The organism is Litorilituus sediminis (assembly GCF_004295665.1).
GTDB lineage: Bacteria > Pseudomonadota > Gammaproteobacteria > Enterobacterales > Alteromonadaceae > Colwellia > Colwellia sediminis.
On sequence record NZ_CP034759.1, the window covers coordinates 3,762,670 to 3,783,462 of the forward strand.

The window sequence follows — 20,793 nt, forward strand, 5'->3', positions numbered from 1 at the left end:
AGGCAGTATGGCATCAAGAATTTCCAACGCCTTAGCGCGATTATTTACAAAACACAGAATCGTATTTTGGTACGACGATAAGCAAGAATTGCGTAATGACTTTGAAAGGCTTGAGCTTGAAGACGTTAAAAAAGTTGAAATTAACAACAATGAGTTTTCACTCAAGCACACTTTGTTGCGTGATGACCCTAAATCAAGATTCTTAGTATACAAAGAAGGGAGTCAGCCAGAGCCAGTTAAGAATTGGTTATACGACATAGAGTTAGCGAATACCATATTTAAAACAGATCAAAATGCGATTTGGTTAAGTGAATTAGAGCTGCCGAGTGAGTTTGCTGAAATTGTTCAGCAGCATGCTGCTTTTTTTGAGCCTGAAGGTAAATCAAGAGAGGCGGCTTCAAGGGCTGAAGAACGAAGAGCCACATTAAAAACCTCAATAGAAAGTGACGATACTTTAAGTCGCGTTAGGTTGAAAATGTTGGCAATAGCAACGGGCATAAAGCAAAAAGGGGATGTGCGTTTAGACGTTGCCCTTGAACGTTTGATTGCTGAAAAAGCCGAAGGTAAAACTTATAAGTTTATTGAGCGTTGCAACTTGCATCATTTTTTATGGGAGCAGGTGAATAATCTTTATGGTTATCAGAGTGATAGCCCATCAGTAATGGACTTTGTATTTGAGCTGTTTAAGTATTGTTATTGTGCTGAGCTACCAAGTGGTTTGCAGGGGGTCAGTCAGGACTCGGATGCAGCTAAATTGCAAAACATGACTAATAACGCTCTAGTATTTTTTAAACGGTGGAAAGACAGTAGAACTCACCAAGAAACGTTTGAGTGGTTGTCTGAGCAATGTTCAAATTCAATGAAAATTGAAGATGACCTTCAGCATCGCTCACTGAAAGATGTACTGGATCTGGATTACTTTAGAGTCATTGATAAGAAAGTAATCCATGAATTGGTTAATGGCGTTGCAAAAAGAACCTTATCACAAGGTGAAGTAGCGCTATGGTGTCGTCAGCGACGACAAGGGCACTGGTATAAAGATTTTGAGTTATTGTACGATGCAGTTGATGTAGCAAGCCAGTTCTTTGCATTGTTAGACACGACTCAACTTGATATGTCATCGGCTTCTGAAGCGGTTCAAAGTTACACACGCCAATGGTTTAAGTTAGATCAGTTATATCGCAAATACATCTATGCGTTAAAAGCATCGTCACAACACTCGCTGCTTAGCTCGCTGACAGAGCAAATAGAAAATTTATATATCAATAACTATGTACAGCCATTAACTAATGGCTGGCAACAACATGTTAATGATATGGATAAATGGCAGGTTAGCGGTGTTGATCCACAAAGCCGATTCTTCAATAAATATGTTGAGACTAACTACCTAAACAAAAATAAAAAGGTTTGTGTGATCATATCTGACGCATTCAGATATGAAGCTGGTGAAGAAATGGTAAGCCGAATTAGGCAAGAAGACCGTTATGAAGCAAAGCTAAACCACGCTTTGTCGTCTTTACCTAGCTATACGCAATTAGGTATGGCCTCGTTGTTACCACAATCAAAAGAGTATCCACTGCGCTTGGCTGATAGCAAAGGCACCGTATTTATGGGAGAGCTATCAACCCAAGGTACTGATAACCGGGATAAGGTGCTAAAGACCATTCATGGTGAACGGGCTAGTGCGATTCAGGCTAAAGAGTTGTTGGAGATGAATCAGACCAACAGTAGAGAGCTGTTGAAGGCAAATGACGTTTTGTATATTTACCATAATCGAATTGATCATGCTGGCGATAAAATGCAATCGGAAGGTGAAGCGTTTGAAGCGGCTGAAAAAACTTTCGATGATTTAATTAAGCTAATTAAAAAATTAGCTAATGCTAATGCTAACAACCTAGTGATTACCGCCGATCACGGCTTTATTTATCAAAATAGTGCGTTAGATGACAGCGATTATTCAGCGAAGAATGTTGAAGGCGAAATCGTTTATAACGATAGACGTTTTGTTTTAGGTAAAAAACTTAGCGCTGGTAAATCATTTAAAACCTTTACACCAGAGCAATTGGGCGTAACTGGTGATGTACATGCGGTTATTCCAAAAGGAATTCAACGCATGCGACTAAGCGGCTCTGGCAGTCGTTTTGTGCATGGTGGAGCCTCACTTCAAGAGACCATTATTCCTATCATCAGTATTAATAAAAAGCGCTCTAGTGATATCACAATGGTTGAGGTTGAAGTATTGCGCAGCGGCTCTAGCGTCATTACGAGTGGGCAGATAGCGGTTACTCTTTATCAAGTTGAAGCAGTGACTGACAAAATCCAACCTAGAAAGTTACGTTTAGGTATTTATACCGAATCAGGCAAGCTGATTTCAGATAGCCATACGGTGGATGTAGATTTAACTTCTGAAAATGCGCGTGAACGTGAGATGAAGTTACGATTCTTACTAAACCAAGAAGCGGATTCGGCTAACAATCAAGAAGTTATCTTAAAGTTAGAAGAGCCAGTTGCTGGAACAAACCAGTGGGAAGAATACAAACAGTTGCGCTATACCATTAAGCGCTCTTTTACATCTGATTTCGATTTTTAAGATAGCTGACGAAGAATAATAAAGTTGAAAGGGACTTTAACAACTAAATTTGGGACTAAAGAATGAATGAACTTAACCAAAAAATATGTGATGAATTTGCAGGTCTTGTCGTTAGAAAAGACTTGGTAAAAACCGTAAAAGGTAACGCTATTGTTCCATCTTATGTACTTGAATACTTGCTTGGTCAGTATTGTGCGACAAGTGATGAGGCAAGCATTGAGTCAGGTATACAAACGGTTAAAGAAATTTTAGCTAAGCATTATGTGCATCGTAATGAGGCAGGATTAATTCGCTCTACCATTCGTGAGAAAGGTCGCCATAAAGTAATTGACAAAGTGAGTGTGTCACTTAATGACAAGAAAGATGTTTATGAGACGGAGTTCTCGAATCTTGGTATTAAAAAGGTTCTGATAGATTCTGGCACGGTAAAAAAACACCCGAAATTGTTGGTGGGTGGCGTATGGGTTATCGCCGATATCGAATACGACCATACTGAAGATAAAGATGCCAGTCCTTGGATTTTAAGTACCATTAAGCCCATCCAAATGTCTCACTTTGATTACGATGGTTATATCACTGCTAGAAACAAGTTTGATTTAGATGAATGGATTGACGTACTGGTACAAAGCATTGGTTTTAATCCAGAGTTTTTTGGTCGAAGAAGTAAACTTACCCAGCTAGTTCGCTTGATCCCCTTTTGTGAACGTAACTATAACTTAATTGAGCTTGGTCCCAAAGGTACGGGTAAATCACATATTTATTCGGAATTTTCTCCACATGGTATTTTGATTTCTGGTGGTGAAGTTACTGTTCCAAAACTATTTGTTAATAACTCCAGTGGTAAATTGGGCCTAGTTGGATACTGGGATACCGTCGCTTTTGATGAATTTGCTGGTAAGCAAAAGCGAGTAGACAAAGCGCTCGTTGATATCATGAAAAACTACATGGCGAACAAGTCGTTCTCTCGTGGTGTCGAAACCTTAGGCGCTGATGCATCTATGGCTTTTGTGGGTAATACTGAGCACAGCTTGCCGTACATGTTGAAGCATTCCGACCTATTTGATGCCTTGCCTGAAAAGTTCTACGACTCGGCATTTTTAGACCGTCTTCATTTCTATATTCCGGGCTGGGAAGTTGACATTATCCGTGGTGAAATGTTCTCTAGCGGATATGGCTTTGTAGTGGATTATTTGGCGGAGGTTTTGCGTCATTTAAGAAACCAAGATTACTCAGATCAATACCAAGAATACTTCAAACTTTCATCTCAAATTTCAACCCGTGACAGGGATGCGATACATAAAACGTTCAGCGGTTTGATGAAAATATTGTTCCCGCAAGGCGGAGCAACAGAAGCAGAAATTGAAGAGATCCTTAAGTTTGCAATGGAAGGTCGTAAACGAGTTAAAGATCAGTTGTTCCGAATAGACAGTACCTATGCAGACGTTAATTTTGCATATAGCAATAAAGCTGGACAAGAATTGCCTGTTCAAACCCTAGAAGAACGTCAATATCCTAATTACTTTAGTCAAACTGTTGGTGAAGTGTCGGATATTGGTATGCCAGAGCCTGATATTGAACCAGTAGATGTCAGTTCAGTGCCACAGCCATCAAAGCCTGTGTCTGAACCAGTTTCTGAATTAAAAGAACATCATGTAACGTATGCTGAAAATCAACGTGGTGTGAGTTATGACAAGCTTTTCGGGCCATATTTGAAAGGCGCTAAACATATAACGATCACCGACCCTTATATTAGATTGTTCTATCAGGCTAAAAATCTAATGGAATTGCTTGAAACGATAGTGAAATTAAAAGAGGAAGGTGAAGAAGTTGTCGTTAGCCTAGTAACCGTTGAAGATGAGTCAAAAGGTGAAGCTCAGCGAGACTTTTTCGAACAGATCCAAAGTACGATGTTCTCGGTTGGGATAAAGTTTGCGTATTCATTTGATAACTCAGGAACTCAACATGCTCGCCATATTGTTACCGATCATGGTTGGAAGATATCACTCGACAGAGGATTAGATATATTTCAGCAATATGACTCTAATGATGCTTTTAGTTTATCTACCCGCTTGCAAACTCATCGAGCCGTAAAAGCATTCGAAGTGACTTATATTAAAGTCGATTAGAATTGTCAGGTATATATATCATTAGTCGGCTTGGTGCGGTTTTCTGGGGTATTGGTTTAGACGAGCGCTTTTCGGAAGTGAATGATGGTTTCATTATGCGCAACGAAGAAGTATTAAGCAAACGCCTTTAACAATACTGTGAGCTTAAGGCTTTTGATATTAAAAAGTCAGTGACACGAAAATTTTGAAATTTGGATTGAACACATGGATTTTTTCACTCAAGAACATTTTAATTTGCTGAATAAGTGGCAAGGCAAAAAAAGTAATCCTGAAAACATAGATCAAAAACAAGATTACCCGCAATTAAAAGATGCATACGCTATAACTGAGCGGTGGGCTAAAGCACTACAGAAAAAAATGTTCCCATCTGGAACGGTAAAAATTAGAAAAAGCCCAGTTAATCAGGGGGGGAATTTTTTTTCTTACAACTGGGCAAAAATATACCCAAGTAAAAACTCCCCAGAACATTTGGCATATACGGTAGGTATTGCAACGGATGGTTTTGCTGTAAAAATTGATACGGTAAATGCTAAAAAAGATCTTAGAGAAAAATATCTAGCTATTCGTGGAGATGACTACGCTGGTTCTGGGATCGTGAGTATTCTTCCTCCAAGCGAAGGTTTACAAAAATTTAGTTCGATATCTGAATTAGTGGATTGGAGTGAAGCTGAAATAAATAAGTTTTCAATAGGATATGATGAGGTAGCGCAGATGCTTGAACAGTCAAAACAGGTAAATGAGCCTACAGCAGAATATTCTATGGATGATACCCCTATTTCCCTTAACACCATATTGTATGGCCCACCGGGTACTGGAAAAACATACCATACTATTGAGGCTGCTGTTAAAGCTGCGGAGCCTAACTTCAATGCAAGTTCAAGAAAAGAGCTGAAGGCAAAGTATGACTCATTAGTAGAAGAAAAAAGAGTTCGATTTGTTACGTTCCATCAAAGTTATGGTTACGAAGAGTTTGTAGAGGGCTTGAAAGCAAATTCAAATAACGGAGAAATTTCTTATGATGTTGAACCCGGTATTTTTAAGCAAATTTGTGAAGATGCTCGCCAAGGGGTTGAGCCAGATAATGATCCTCTAGAACAAGCAATAGAGCTGTTTAAATCCGAATTAGAAGAAACCTCTACCATTACGCTAAAGACACTTCGTGGAAATGATTTTGATGTGCAATATCATGGCAACACTACATTTAGAGTGTTCCCTGAAGCAACATCACACGAAGATTTAGGAAAGGGATACCCTGTTTCAATTGATAATATACGAAAGTTATATCGTGGGTTAAGTGTTAAGAAAATTTATAATTCATCGTATGTTAAATCGATTCTTAACCATATTAAAAAAACATATAAGGTAAATGATTTTGAAGCGCCGAAACAAGGTGAAGCTAAAAACTTTGTGCTTGTGATCGATGAAATAAATAGGGGTAACATTTCAAAAATATTTGGTGAATTGATTACCTTAATAGAAGAATCGAAAAGGTCTGGAGAGGAGCAAGATGAAGCATTAGAAGTTGTTTTGCCAAATTCAGGTGAACCGTTTAGTGTTCCAGAAAATCTGTATCTAATTGGAACTATGAATACGGCGGATCGCTCATTAGCAATGATGGACACAGCGCTTCGTCGCCGCTTTGATTTTGTCGAAATGATGCCTAGACCTGAGTTGTTTCATGAGGTGTCAATTAACGGTATAGATTTGGAAGCGCTACTTAGCAAAATGAATCAGCGCATTGAAGTACTTTATGATAGAGAGCATACACTTGGTCATGCTTTTTTCATCCCTGCTAAAGATTTAGTAGGCAAACAGGACCTAGCATTTGAAACCCTAAAGTCAGTATTTAAAAACAAAATAATTCCATTGCTAGAAGAGTATTTTTTTGAAGACTGGAATAAAATACGATTAGTACTTGGTGATAACCAAAAAGTCGAAGAGCTGCAATTTGTAAGAGAAGAAAAACAATCGTTTGATAACTTGTTTGGCAATAACCACGGTTTGAATAATTATCAACAAGAAGAAAAAAGCTATACGCTTTTGCCTTTTGATAATGATGTATGGAATAAACCGGAAGCATACATAGGCATTTATAAAGCACAAAAAGAAGATTAAGCAGTGAAAAGGATTCAAGCTGCATTAACAGTATTTGAGTTTGGCTATTTAGGTGTTGGCGAAAAAGCAGAGCATTCGAAACGCATAAGTAGAATCAGTCAATCATCATTCGCTTACTTGAAGCAACTTTGCCTATGTGACGAATCTGAAAGCCGATTTTTGAGTTTAAAGAGTATAGATAATACCGAGGTACTCCAGCTCCAGAACTATGCTGGGGTGCTGTTTACACCAGATGGCACTCAAATTGAAGTCTTGCCTAAAATCGGTCGAAAGCTAGATGGCGAAGACGGTCAAGCTAGAGCGCGTAATTCATTGCTAAATATGTTGGCAACACTAGGCTCCTTCCGCCACATTCGCACTAGGAGCGCCAATTTGTCTAAGTCTAGAATGCCACTACTAGAAGTATTTATCGGTCAATTTCTTGATTCAGTGAACGTACTGATTAAAAAGGGGCTACGAAGTGATTATATTGGACGTGAAAACAACCTCTCTTTTTTGAAGGGAAAATTGTTAATTAGTAAGCAGTTGAAAAAGAACTCAATTAATAAACATAAATTTTATGTTTCGCATGATGAGTTTGTACTTGATAGACCTATTAATAGGTTAATTCACTTAGCATTAACTAAAGTCTTTACTTATTCTTCTAGTGCTTCAAATCAAAAGTTAGCTAAAGAACTTTTATTTGCTTTTACAGGTATCCCTTTAAGCACAAATGTTAAAAATGATTTGTCTGCTGTTAAGTTAGATCGGGGGATGAATTATTATAAAGAACCTTTTGACTGGGCTAAGTTAATTCTCGAAGGATTTTCTCCTTTGACGATGACGGGCAGCAGTTATGCGTCATCATTACTATTTCCACTAGAAACTGTTTTCGAAAGCTATGTAGCTTCAATTTTAGCAACGCAGTTACCTCAAAATATGACTCTTGAGACTCAAGCAAAAGCTGAATCGCTAGTGTCATTCAATAAACGAAAATTTTTTCGTTTACAACCAGATCTCCTCATCACAGAAAGTAGCAAGAGAATTGTTGTATTAGATACAAAATGGAAATTAATCGACAGTAGAAAAGACAATGGCACTGATAAATTTGGGTTGTCACAGAGCGATTTGTATCAAATGTTTGCCTACGGGCACAAATATTTATCTGGTTATGGAGAACTGTTCTTGATCTATCCCAGTCATGATGACTTCATTGAACCTATTGAATTCCCATTCGAATACAGTAATGAATTAAAACTATGGATAATTCCTTTTGATGTTTCAGATAATGTTGATGACAACAAAAGGCTTATATTTCCCTCCAATAGCACTTTTCAAACACCAATTAAGGTAGATTAATTTACCAATATGTAAATATTATTACATATTGATTTTGTTTGCTTTTAATAAAAGTTAATAAATACAATAAGATAGCTTTTGGCATCAAGATTGTAATAGTTGGCATGTGTTTAACTATTGTGAGATTTTGCCATGAACTCAAAAATCATTCTTAACGCCGCTGACCAAATTGCTTGTCCGCACTGTAACAGTGAATTCCCAATCAAGGAGGCTGTCGCGAAACACCTGATTGAAAAACACGAAGATGAATATCAGCAACTGCTCAGTAAAGAGCTGGTTAGCCTTCAAGAGCAAGCCGCAAAAGATGCTGAAAAGTCTATTGCGAAAACGTTCAAGAAGCAGATTGAAACGCTTCAAGAGCAGCTTGCTGAAAGCCAAGACAGCGCGAAATCGTTGCAAGCAAGAATTGCTGAAGAGAAGAAAAAGGCGGAAGACAAGATCCGGGAGTCGGTCAAACTTGAGCATGATGCTTTGGAAGAGTCTTTGAAGTCCAAAGAAGAGCAACTAGCAAAATTTCGCGAGCAAGAACTTGCATTGCGAAAAGCTAAAACTGAGCTTGAAGATAAGCAAAAGGATATGGAGCTTGAGTTAGCTCGTCGTGTTGAAAGTGAAAAGGAGTCACTGCGTGCATCCATTGGTGATGAGTTCAAGCTTAAAGAAGCTGAGCTTAGGAAGAAAATCGACGATGCGTCAAAGGCTAATGAAGATCTAAAGCGCAAGTTGGAACAGGGATCACAGCAACTTCAGGGAGAAGTGCTAGAGCTTGAACTAGAGCATGAACTTGCTCAGGCGTATCCGTTAGACGATATCGACCCTGTTGGAAAAGGCACTCGTGGTGCGGACGTCATTCAAACGGTTCGATTAAGAACAGGTACGGTTTGCGGAAAGATTGTTTGGGAGACCAAGCGTGCCGAGAACTGGTCAAATGGCTGGATCACTAAGCTTAAGGCCGACATGCAAGAAGTGGCTGGAGATATTGCGGTATTGGTTTCTACTGCGTTCCCGGCGGGAATTGAAGAGCCAATGGTAATGAAAGATGGCGTTTGGTTAGTTAAACCTGCGTTAGCCAAAGGGCTATCAGAAGCCCTAAGAACGGTATTAACCGAAGCTCAGCGCCAAAAAGCGGTGAGCGTAGGCAAAAATGAGCAAATGGAAGCGCTCTATGACTACATCTGTAGTACGCAGTTTGTGCAGCGTATTAAGGCGGTAGTCGATCACCAAGAGCAAATGCGCTTGGAGCTGGAAAAGGAAAAATCAGCGATGCAGCGGATCTGGAAGAAACGCGAAGGGCAAATCGGTGGCATTACTAATCAAATGATGTCGATTTGCGGGGAATTACAAGGATTGTCGCAAGGAAGCATGCCTTTATTAGACGATATCGCCTTGTTAGGCGACTAACTAAGGATATTGGGGAGACCTCCAATGTAGCTGGAGGTCTCATTTTGTAGCTCAAAACACAGTTAATAACGAAATTTTTGCAAAAAAATTGAAATTTCTTAACGTGATGAAAATTAAGAAAATGTCAATTTTTGACGTGTTTGTTGGAAATCGTTAGTTAGTTATGCATATTTGTATAATAAGTATTTTTAATTGACTGATATCTAATAAATTGTCTTTCAATCAACTCCTTTGTAAGGAGGTGGAATAATTAATAAACAATAAAATAATGTATTGAATTGTAAGAAGTATTACAATTTGCTGTATGAAAAATGAGCTGCTATGAATTTATAGTTTATGAAATTTATAGGAGTTAATTATGAAAACTATAAAACAGCCTGAAATTACTCAAAAAGAGTTGAATAAAATCATTGCATATCACAATGACGTCGAAAAGTACGGGTACAAGCCTTGGAATACAATTCGACAGTCTCACACTTATGGTCAGGGTCAGGAGATCTTAAATCGTTTTAACGACCGAACCATCCATTTATACAGCCGTGGTGAAAGACAGTTATTTGTTCTACTTGAGGCTATGCCAAATGTTATCGATATCAAAGAGCAGTTTCCATTGCCGCTCAATGAAACACTGGACTTGGCATCAGAGCTTAATATTAAGCATCCCGGTGCTTACAAAGAACGTTTCGAACATGACGGTATTATCCCAGCTAAAACCATGACATCTGATTTGGTGGTAACGTTCCGCTTAGCAAACAATGAAGAAAAAGTCGTTGTTTACTCGTTTAAGTACCAACAATCTTTAGATTATTTAGCTAACCCCAGAACCGCAAATCGGGCTTGGGATAAGTTAAAACTTGAAAGAGAGTACTGGCAAAGAGAAGAGATTGAGTGGGTATTAATGACTGAGCAGTGTTACTCACCAATTTATATCTACAACTTAGAGTACCTCCGAGAGTGTTTTGAGTATCCAGAATTGCTGGATGTCAGTGAGGAGTTTTATCAATTATTCATTAAAACGTTTCGCCAATATGACGACAAGTACGCGGTTTATACGTTGAGAAACATTCTCGAAAAGGTATCAGATGAGCTAAATATGGATTTGTTCCATGCTCAAGCGTTATTCCAAAAAGCAGCTTATTTTAAAGATTTGAAAATTGACCTGTTTCAGGAAATCGAATTATTTCGACCTCTCATCGCTAATCCTGTGGAGGTGAAGTATGCAGCTTAATCAGAAACTAGTTAGTACGAATAAAAATCCAGCCGAGTATTTGATTGTTGACGTGAACCAAGACCGTGCTCAAGTTGCTATTGTAGATATGCTGTGCGATCCACCTAAACGTCCTAAAGCGCAATCATTTGATTGGGTTCAGGAAAAGTTGGCTTCGAAAGAATTAAAACTGGAAGAGCACGATCACTCAGATCTATTGATGGCTGATGATTCAGAGCTTAAGCCGAGTTGGATAAAAAGACGTGATGCAGCATATTTGGCAATTTCTAGCTTAGTGGAAGACCCATATCAGTTGGATCAATATTTTTATGGTGATCCTAGTGGCATCTTAGCTCGCTTAATTAAAGAGTCTGGGCGCAGCAGAAAGTGGGTTCAAGCATCAATTAATCGATATTTTCGATACGGTAGTGTGCCAAATGCGTTGTTACCTCACTATGAAGAGCTAGGTAAAAAATATGTTGGTCCCGAAAAGCCGATTTACAAGGAAGATGGCAGTACTTGCCTTAAATCTAAACCCGGCATAGACACACAATATGGTAACCCCTTCCGATATATAACGGTTGAAGATAAGCAGAATATATTTGAACTTTCTAAAAAGCTAAAAGACCTGCAAGAAGTTAACTTGAAGGATCTATATGAAGATTATTGTAAAGAATACTGTGTGGTTTTAATTAGGCCAGAGGGTGCTGAAGATGATGATGTCGCTGAAGAGTTTTATGCTGTATTACCGCGCGTCCGTTTAATTAGTCCGAGAGCATTTAAGCGTCATCTTAAAAAATGTATTGGCACATTGGAGTTTATTCGTAGACGCACAGGCAGCATTCTGTATGAAAAAGACCACGCTGGTAAACCGGGGTTAGCAGCTCATGGTTTACGAGGTCCACGAAGCCGCTATGAAATTGATAGCACTACGGCTGATATATACATTCGTTACGACTACACCAATGACGAACAACTGAGTATTGGGCGACCAACCATCTATTTTGTAATAGATGTAGTCAGTTCAATGATCGTGGGTGTTCATGTTTGTTTTCATGGACCAGACTGGCACGCTGAATCGCAAGCGCTCTTCAATGCTTTTACTGACAAGGTTGAGTTTTGCGGACAATTTGGGATTGAAATCACGCATAAAGATTGGCCCTGTGCAGATATTTGTAACGAATTAACGTTAGATAGAGGCACAGAAAATAGCCACAACGCGATTACTTCAGTGTTAAAAGGCAAAATTGGTATTAAAGCGGCGAATTTTAATGCGTATCACCGTGGTGATTGCAAAGGGACCGTTGAAAAAGCTTTTGATATTGTCCAAGGAAAAGCGATACCGCAGCATGAAGGTAAGGTTTACAAAGCCCCGAAAAAAGAAGATGCCCACCCGTCAAGAGGTGCTGTGTATACCTATAAGCAATTCATGCAACGTTTAATTCGAGAAATCATCCATCGCAATAATACCGCAGCAAAAGTTGATAATCACAATTTTGAAATGTGTCGTGATGAAGTTGGTTTAACACCTCGTGATATTTGGAATTGGGGTCTCAAACAGTCCATTTTTCCACCTATTAAAAAGTCTAAGGATGCGCTTTTGTATGCGTTGATGAAAAAGGATCGCGCTATGGTCACTGCTAAAGGCGTTAGATTCAGAGGAGTATTTTACAACAGCCCTGAAGTAATGGCGCTTAAATGGCTGGATAAAGCAAAGAATGAGGGGCATTTTGAAGAAGAAATACGATACACCGATGTAAATTCTAGCCATATTTGGTGTCGTCACCCTGAGGATAAAAAAAAGTTGATCCAAATGGAGATCACGGAGCGAAGTTGTCAATACAAAAATCGCTTGTGGGCACAAGTTTTGGCTCATCAAGAAACACTGAAAGAGCTTTTGGCTCTGCTAGATGAGCAGCGTTTTAGTGAACGTGTTCTTCTGAATATGTCGCTAGAAGAGCTGGACAATACTGTAAAAGAAGAGGTTCGCAAGCTTAAGAAGTCTCAAGCGGTTAGCCCTGATAAGACAGTAAGAGAAAGAAAACAGCAACATGGTGATATGGAAAAACAAGTTCAATATCAAGATTTGTTAATAGCGATGGAAGATGCAGCCAATTTCACCGAAACACCAGATCCCCATGTGGTAGGTGGTGATGAGCTTTTAGATCCAACATACAAACGTAAAAATGTCGCAGCATAGGAGAATTCAAATGACAAATATTACATACATTTCACACCCAAACCCTAGCTGCAAAGGCAACCCGTTAATTGAAGGGTTAGGATACCCTATGTTACAGGAAGAAGTTGAAAAGGCATGCGATGACGGTGTTACGCAACTAGGAACGTTGGACGACGTTCCTGTTCAATACCATAGTTATTATATCCGAAGCGCCATAGATAATTTGGCTGAATGTTATATTGCTCGTGATGAAGTTTACGCTTTGTATGAGAAGCTGCGTCGGATGATTGAGGCGGGGTACAAAAATAGAAACCCTGCTGATGCGGCATTTAAGAACAAAATGATAACGGCTGTTCATCAAGATGGAAAAAATCAGCAGGAGGCGTTTCATCTAAAAGCCATTACGGGTCAGGACATCGACTCTATGCTAAGAGCAAACGGAAGCTTTTTGCTGGCTGGTCTAAGCGGTGCCGGAAAAACTTCATTGATGGTTCGTATATTACAGCTAATGCAGCAAGAGCTTTATCATTCAACTTACATCGATCCAGATGGTAATGAAATAGAAATTGAAGAGCTTCAAATCCCATATCTTTATGTGCAAATTCATAATCGTAAGGGGCAAAAAGCGTTTTTAAAGACCGTTATAGAAGCTATCCAAGTTGCAACTAAAATTCCTTATTTAACACGTGATGTGAAAAATGGCGATTCAGTTGACGATCTTATTCGTTTAGTTCGAAAATTAATGCTAAAACACAATGTTGGCATATTGGTTATAGATGAGGCTCAGAATATTGCGCCAAATGTTGCTGCTGATAATGACAACAAAGTCTTAATTAGCAATGAGAAAACTTCAATTAAATTCATCGAGGAGATCTTTAACCGCATAGGCGTACCGCTCTTTTTTATTGGCACGTTATCGACGTTAAAACTATTTGGTAAAGACGTAACTATTAGCCGCCGAACCTTAATTGATGGGAGTCTTTTACTGCTAGGGGCAGATGTCGAAGGTGGCTTTTGGAACCGATTCTTCAAGGAAATAAACTTGTGTCATTTATTAGATGGTAAACATGATCCTGAAGAACACTTAAAGCGTCACCTGCACAGCCTGACACAAGGTATCCCAGCTATCGCGATTAGCTTAATGCGAGCCGCATTGAGTCATATGTCTAAGTTTCACAAGGGTGACCAAGGCTTGACGATAAAAGCTTTATCCCACGTGTTCCGTCAACAGTTTTCTGAGCTTCATAAGCCTTTAAAGGCTCTTAAAAATGAAAAGTACCACTTATATGAAGACTTAGCGCCTTTAGCCGACTTAGTTGAGATTAATAAAGAGATATCAAAGCAGTTGGTGGAATCTGAGTCTGAATTAAAAAATCGGAAAAAGGACAAGAAGGAGCAAACGATACCAGACACGGACAAGGAAGCAGACGCTAAAGTTGAACAGGAGCTAGATAAAGTTCGCAAAGCAAAAGTTAAACCGAAACGTAAAAAAGTACCTGTAATGGATGCCAAACTCGCTGCAAAAATTGGAGCGAAAACCTTGTTGAAAGCAGGCTCAGGTCCAAAATCAAGTGTTATGCCGGAGAATTCTTAATGGAACAGTTGCAAAAACTACTTCCCGGCGAAGATTTATTTGGTTTAGCTGGTCGTTCATATGTCATGAGTAGCTTTCGGGACTTCAGTGCTATGCGTCAGGAATGGCAATTAACACATTATCGTCATCTTGCGGGCGTGTTCATTAGTCGGGATTTTGAAAAACTGATTGAAGCATTAAAACTGGCACCTAGTGATGTTCACGCCAAGCATACATGCTTCAATATGCTCAATTCATCTATCTCCCAAGATGAGCTTGAACATCATCGCAGTCTTTCAAAGAACGTTACTTTTAACATAAAAGGTAGTGAGTTAGCACAACCTTGGCGTTGGTGCTCTGAGTGTGTAAAGGAGGATATCGAAAGTTTTGGTATCCCTTATTACCATCGTGATCACCAAGTTCCCGGTGTGAAACACTGTTCGAAGCACAAGTGTGTGTTGGTCTCAAAGTGTAATACATGTGGTAATGAGATAGGCCAATTGAGGCAACAGCCAATCCCACCACTAGATGGGCGTTGTATGAAATGCGGAAGTGAGTTTGATAGCGATATGAGACTTACATCGCCGAACACGCCTGCTGTTGAGTCACTCTGTTTAGAAATGGCTTATGGGAGGTTAAATATATCGCAGCAGCAACTTGCTATCAGGGTTCAGTATTATCTGGGAATAAGGCAAGACGATATTGAACTAGATGTAGCGAGAGCCTCGATAAGAGCATTTTATAGAGATGTTATCGACTTTTATGGTGCAGATGAGTTACGTATTCACTTACATACGGTAAAGGAGCTAAAGCAGGGATTAAAATGCCCTGCGTTTAAAGGTGCTCGTGTTTACGACCAGTATTCTACTGGTTTGCCGCTTCACCCTGTTGCAATAGCTGTCATTTGGCATTTTTTAAATGAAATGCTCGGCAACGCAATGGCAGCGTGATGTTATGCCTAGCTTCAGTTATTCGCAATTTATGGAAGGTGAGTCAATTTACGGGTTGATCACTAATTACCATGTCGCGAGTGGCAATCGGAGCTGGAAACAGACAAATTTAGATATATTTGGCCGTACACACGTGCGGCTTCATTCTGTGTTGCCCAATAACATCAGCGTGATAGCAAAATTCTTTGAAGTAGATCCAGTATATTTACTTACTCATGCGACTGGTTATCCACTCTACGCTTTTTCACTGTCGAACCAAGCGTCTAAGCTAAAGAAAGTACTCTTATCAGCAAAAGGGCAGTTGATTGCGAGTTATTCGCGGCAAGCCCCGTCATCGCTGCCATTAGCCAAGCAACACCGCTATTGCGCAAAGTGCATCGAAGAGTCATTTGAGAATTTTGGTACTTTGGCTTGGCGAATCGAGCATCAACTATACGGGGTAAGCCACTGCCCAGAGCATGGAGAACCATTGTTTTATCTAAATTCAGGAGAAGGAGGTATAAACAGACACTACTGTTTACCAGAAGGTGGCGAACCCATCTTATTGGAACCAAATGATAAAGCAGTCCGCTTATCAAGCTTTGTCACTAAATTATACCGTTTACTTCAGGATGACAATCAGCCTCAAAGCGTGATTGATATGTATACTGAGTGGTTGACGATAAAAGGATTTTTAACCAAATGCGGACACATAAGAAATCGTTTTTTGGTGGATGAATTATTTAACTATTGGAAAGAGCTATTTGAAGCTACTGAAGAGCTGATACCTCTTGAGTTGAGCAATTTCAATTATGTGGCGGATATCATTCATGAACGCCGACCAGTCCATTATTTAAAACATGTTTTGCTAATGGCTTATCTTGCAAAATCACCCGAAGATTTTTTTGCATTGAGTAAAACCTCAAAACCTGATTGTGAGCCTTTAAAGCGGCACGACTCAGCATTGGAAAGTAATGTATTTAAACTTCTTGATGATGGCAAAAGTCTGAGGGAGATCAGCGCTACTTTAGAAGTATCAGTTGGCTATGTAAAACAACTCGCCCTTCGTAATAACTACGAAATTGATCGACGTCGATGGAAGTTAACCGATGAAATAGAGCGAGATGTTTGGCGAAAAGCATTTGTTGGATGGCATAGAGCTGATATTGCAAAACATCATGATGTATCAGTTGGCACTGTTGAGCAACTCATTCAAAGCCACAAAGGTTTATCTGGTTGGCGTCATCATTTGGTCATGGCAAAACGAAGAGCGAAAAACCGAACTGCTTTGTTGCAAGCCATTGATAGCAATCCTCAAATTACACGAAACGAATTAAAACGCTCATTTAGTTGTTATATGTGGCTTTATAAGAATGACCGCGAGTGGCTGTATCAAAACTTACCATCGCCACAAACCCAAAAGTATTACCCATCAGTCGATTGGGCCTCAAGAGACATATTCCTCGCTATAAAAGTTAAGTGTTTACCGGGGGCATTCAAATCATTATCTGAGTTGGACAGAGCAATCGGCGGACATGGCTGGTTGCTTCATGATGCGAAAAAGTTGCCTGAGACAATGAAAGAGGCAGCTAAAATTATTGAAAATTCAATAGGTAAAAAATAGTTAAGGATTAGATCCATGCTTTCATTATATTTTTAACCGAGTCTTTTTTACTATTGTTGGACAACCTACCTAGGAGTTCAGCGCATGAATACTATCGTTTCAGATTGGCAAATTGTTTCAGTAATGGATAAAGACGAGCACATTGGTGACGTGCTCTGGGCAACATGTGTTGAGGATATGACATTTAGGTTTTTTAAAGGCGATTACATATGTACGTCTAGGATCATAGAGAGCCGCTCAAATAGTCAGTTGATAAGAACGCACAGTGGTAGCCTTTATCAGACACTGGGTGATGGCAAGCATTCGGTTATTCAGTTACGTGATTTTGAGTTGCTTAGAAATGGGTTTAGTCCACAGGTGATTCAGCAGCTTAATGATCATACTGGGCAAATTATACATTGAGTAATATAATTAAATTTACTATTAGATAAATATCTTTACAATTGTACGTGTTGTTAATTTTCAACTTATTGAAATTGTTTAAGTTTAATATTGGTCTGATGTTTGCTCTTTAATAGTTAACATGCATAACCAATTCAAACAGGTTTAGCGAAATAATTTAGGAGAAGATATGAGTGATTTAAACCAAGAAACTTTTTGCAATTGCTTCGGCTGCGACAGACCAATACATGTAGGTGAGCGAGTACATAGCATTAGCTATACCAGAGAGAAGATTGTTTCGTCTAATTCGGTTCAGCCTGACTATGCTGAGGCTCTGGGTACATGGTGCAGTCCGTGTTTTGCCGAATTGCTTAAAAAAGGCAGTTGTGATGTCGCTGTTGAACATTTCATTAGTGAAGATTAATGGTTGAAGCATTCACTTTGTAACTGATTATATTTATTAGTAAAAAGCCATTTGAGAGTTGCTTCTTTCTTGTAATGTTTATAAATTAAATCGATAGGTTGATAAATAGTTACGGAAGATCAAATAAAATCTAATTGAATATCAATAATATTTTGTTCGTCCAGATATTTAACTGAAAGCCTCGAAGTTAAAGAGCACCAGTTTTTCACAAGGAGTACGATAGATGGACGTTAATTCCAATTTAAAGAAATTAGCTAATGAAACAGTGGATGTATTAAAGGAAATCGCTGATAAGGCAAAAATTTCTTCATCCCAATCGGATAGCTCCAATTCCTCATCCCATCTAGCAGCCGTAAATACTTTTAATGATACTGGTGCTGTGAGTAGCATGAATAAAATTTCGAGTTCTGTTTTAGCTGCTAATCAAGCTCTACAAGATGAACCCGCTATTGCCAGAATCATTTATGATAATGGTGAGCAACGAAGAACGTTATATGTTGCAAGGAAAGGCTCAATCAGGCTAAACGATGATAATGAGTTAGCCAGTTATGGTTCACCAAAAGGACATCTTGCTTCACTAAATGTTGGAGATGAGTATAGAGTGCCTATTGACGGTCAACTTCAGTTGGTTGAAGTTATCGAAACGCTGACCATTAAACCTAGTAAAGTCGAAAACAATTGGGACTCCATTTATTCCGTTTTTACGTCAGAAGATGAAGATGTAAGCACAATTGCTCCATCACTTAGAAAGCTTTTTGAAGGTGAAATTGATCTATCCGATACGACATCTTTAGATTTACTTCTTTCAGACCAACCTGACGGTGGTGTGGTTTCTGGTGTTGCCCACCAAGTTAGAGTGGCGATGAGCCTTAGAGATCAGCCAATTCTAGATAAAATTCAATCTGAAATATTTAGATTGCCGCTAGAGAGCCAGTTAATAATCTTGGGGCCTCCGGGAACGGGTAAAACAACAACGCTCATTAAGCGTCTGGGTCAAAAGTTAGATATTGACCTATTAGATCCCGCTGAAAAAGCGAAAATTAACAAACTAGATTCAGGTGAAGCTGGACATAAAACGAGTTGGATCATGTTTACACCAACAGACCTACTCAAACACTATTTAAAAGAGGCTTTCGCTAAAGAGCAAGTACCAGCATCTAATGATCAGCTAAAAACATGGGATAACTTTAGTAATATTTTGGGACGGAACACGCTTTCGATTTTACAATCAGGTAATAGTAGTGGGTTTATTTTAAAACCTGATTGTTATTTAAATATTAGTGCAAGAGGCAGTTTGCCTACCGTATACGAAGATTTCATATCATTTCATCAGGTCCGTGTGGCTGATGAATTAAGCTCAAGCATAGAACAACTGTCGTCATTTGAAGACGAGAGATTAAAGCATATATGTAGTGGTTTATTAGGCATTAAGGACCGACTAACTGAAAATAACCTAATTGAGTTTTATCGTCAGCTTGAGAAATATCAAGCTGACATTACTCAAACCATTGAAGAAATAAAAACTGGGACAGACAAGGATCTTAGAGGTTACCTAGCTCTTCAATTTAATAAAAATAAGCAGTTTATTGAGGAGCTAACAGGCGTTATCAATGATTGGAAAAGTGCGAAACTGCAAGATTCAGAAAATGAAGAATTTGATGAAGACGATGAAGACGAAGTAATTACGACCGCTCAGCAGCAAGCGTTCAGTGATTATAAAAAAGCAATCCGAGCACTGGGTAAAGCTAAATTCTTAAAGCGAAGCCTTCCTAAGGGAAGTTTATCAACCGCTATTATTGATTGGTTAGGTGAGCGTCTACCTAATCAAGATGACCTTATTGAACTTGGTAGTTCAACTGTCATCATGACTGAGCTAAGAAAATTTAAGAACGCTGAAGTTAGATATCTAAAAGGGATCTCACGCAGCTATCGCTTGTTCCGAAAATCAGAAGAAGTATTTAAGAACTGGTTTGAGAGTACTCCTTTAAAACCAAACTATATTGAACAGTGCGAGTTAGACATTCTCATTCTTGCTAATTTAAAAATAGCTAGAGCGCTACTTAAAGAGCGATTTGTTCAACAAAAAATTGAAAGCTCTGGAGTTAGTGCAATTGAATCAGTAGCAAGTAGTTTTAAAAATCAAATCTTAGTTGATGAAGCAACTGACTTTTCTCCGATTCAATTAGCCTGTATGGAATCATTATCTGAGCCATCTATAGGTTCTTTTTTCGCCTGTGGTGATTTTAATCAGCGTATAACTGAGCTTGGGACACAGAGTACTGAGCAACTAAATTGGATTTCACCAAAATTGAAAACAGAAAAAATTGACGTGGTTTATCGACAGAGTGAATTATTGAATCAATTTGCCAAAAAATTGTTAATGGGGATGAAAGGCGATATTGACTTCGTTGGACAACTGCCTAAGAACGCCAATCATAAAGGTGTTCCTCCCGTTATTATTGAAAACACTCATTCAACAGGGGAATGTGTTGGCTGGTTAAAAGACCGTATCCTTGAAGTTGAGAGAAACGTTGGGCAACAAGTGGAAGGGTTACCAACAATAGCGATATTGGTCAATCATGAAGATGAAGTGATACCAATGGCAGAGGCATTAACAAATGAGTTGGAAGATCATAATATTCGTGCGGAAGCATGTGTTGGAGGCAAGTCGTTAGGTGAAGCTAACGATGTGAGAGTATTTGATGTTCAGCACATTAAAGGACTGGAGTTCGAAGCCGTATTTTTTGTCGGTGTTGATGTTCTCGCTAAGAAAAATCCAGAGCTTTTTGACAAATATCTCTACGTTGGTGCGACGAGGGCTGCTACCTTTTTCGGGTTAACGTGTGAAGGGAATGCTCCTAAATTAATTGCAGATCTTAAAACAAGCTTCCGTGATTATTGGCGCTAGT

13 protein-coding genes are annotated in these 20,793 nt (G+C 39.0%); all 13 read left to right on the forward strand.

Annotated elements, in window-relative coordinates:
* Positions 1-7 precede the first annotated feature (7 nt).
* Positions 8-2,590 carry a BREX-1 system phosphatase PglZ type A gene (gene pglZ, locus EMK97_RS16665; RefSeq protein WP_130603915.1) on the forward strand — a complete coding sequence of 861 codons (2,583 nt, stop codon included), beginning with the start codon at positions 8-10 and terminating at the stop codon, positions 2,588-2,590.
* Between the two features lie 62 nt (positions 2,591-2,652).
* A complete protein-coding gene (gene brxL, locus EMK97_RS16670; RefSeq protein WP_130603916.1) occupies positions 2,653-4,716 on the forward strand; it encodes a BREX system Lon protease-like protein BrxL in 2,064 nt (687 codons plus the stop codon).
* 2 nt (positions 4,717-4,718) lie between these two features.
* Complete coding sequence (locus tag EMK97_RS19380) at positions 4,719-4,847, forward strand: hypothetical protein (protein ID WP_281274933.1); 129 nt, start codon at positions 4,719-4,721, stop codon at positions 4,845-4,847.
* 73 nt (positions 4,848-4,920) lie between these two features.
* Positions 4,921-6,831, forward strand: a complete 1,911-nt coding sequence (locus EMK97_RS19265) for an McrB family protein (RefSeq protein ID WP_130603917.1) — start codon at positions 4,921-4,923, stop codon at positions 6,829-6,831.
* Between the two features lie 3 nt (positions 6,832-6,834).
* Entirely contained in the window at positions 6,835-8,169 is a 1,335-nt protein-coding gene (locus EMK97_RS16680) for an McrC family protein (protein ID WP_130603918.1), read from the forward strand.
* Positions 8,170-8,301: 132 nt separating this feature from the next.
* Complete coding sequence (locus tag EMK97_RS16685) at positions 8,302-9,567, forward strand: DUF2130 domain-containing protein (protein ID WP_130603919.1); 1,266 nt, start codon at positions 8,302-8,304, stop codon at positions 9,565-9,567.
* Between the two features lie 358 nt (positions 9,568-9,925).
* Positions 9,926-10,795, forward strand: coding sequence for a TnsA endonuclease N-terminal domain-containing protein (locus tag EMK97_RS16690; RefSeq protein ID WP_130603920.1), 870 nt, complete (start codon positions 9,926-9,928; stop codon positions 10,793-10,795).
* Positions 10,785-12,974 (forward strand): transposase, encoded by a 2,190-nt coding sequence (locus tag EMK97_RS16695; RefSeq protein ID WP_130603921.1) that lies wholly within the window; start codon positions 10,785-10,787, stop codon positions 12,972-12,974. The genes EMK97_RS16690 and EMK97_RS16695 overlap by 11 nt, the downstream gene beginning before the upstream one ends.
* Before the next feature lie 10 nt (positions 12,975-12,984).
* Positions 12,985-14,547 carry an ATP-binding protein gene (locus tag EMK97_RS16700; RefSeq protein WP_130603922.1) on the forward strand — a complete coding sequence of 521 codons (1,563 nt, stop codon included), beginning with the start codon at positions 12,985-12,987 and terminating at the stop codon, positions 14,545-14,547.
* Positions 14,547-15,476, forward strand: a complete 930-nt coding sequence (locus tag EMK97_RS16705) for a TniQ family protein (RefSeq protein ID WP_130603923.1) — start codon at positions 14,547-14,549, stop codon at positions 15,474-15,476. The genes EMK97_RS16700 and EMK97_RS16705 overlap by 1 nt, the downstream gene beginning before the upstream one ends.
* Complete coding sequence (locus EMK97_RS16710) at positions 15,445-17,079, forward strand: TnsD family Tn7-like transposition protein (RefSeq protein ID WP_130603924.1); 1,635 nt, start codon at positions 15,445-15,447, stop codon at positions 17,077-17,079. The genes EMK97_RS16705 and EMK97_RS16710 overlap by 32 nt, the downstream gene beginning before the upstream one ends.
* Positions 17,080-17,163: 84 nt before the next feature.
* Positions 17,164-17,481: a hypothetical protein gene (locus tag EMK97_RS16715; RefSeq protein ID WP_130603925.1), complete on the forward strand. Its 318-nt coding sequence runs from the start codon at positions 17,164-17,166 to the stop codon at positions 17,479-17,481.
* Positions 17,482-18,107: 626 nt separating this feature from the next.
* The gene (locus tag EMK97_RS16725) at positions 18,108-20,792 is read left to right on the forward strand and encodes an ATP-binding domain-containing protein (RefSeq protein ID WP_130603927.1); all 2,685 of its coding nucleotides are present in this window, start codon (positions 18,108-18,110) and stop codon (positions 20,790-20,792) included.
* The last annotated feature ends 1 nt before the right edge of the window (position 20,793 follow it).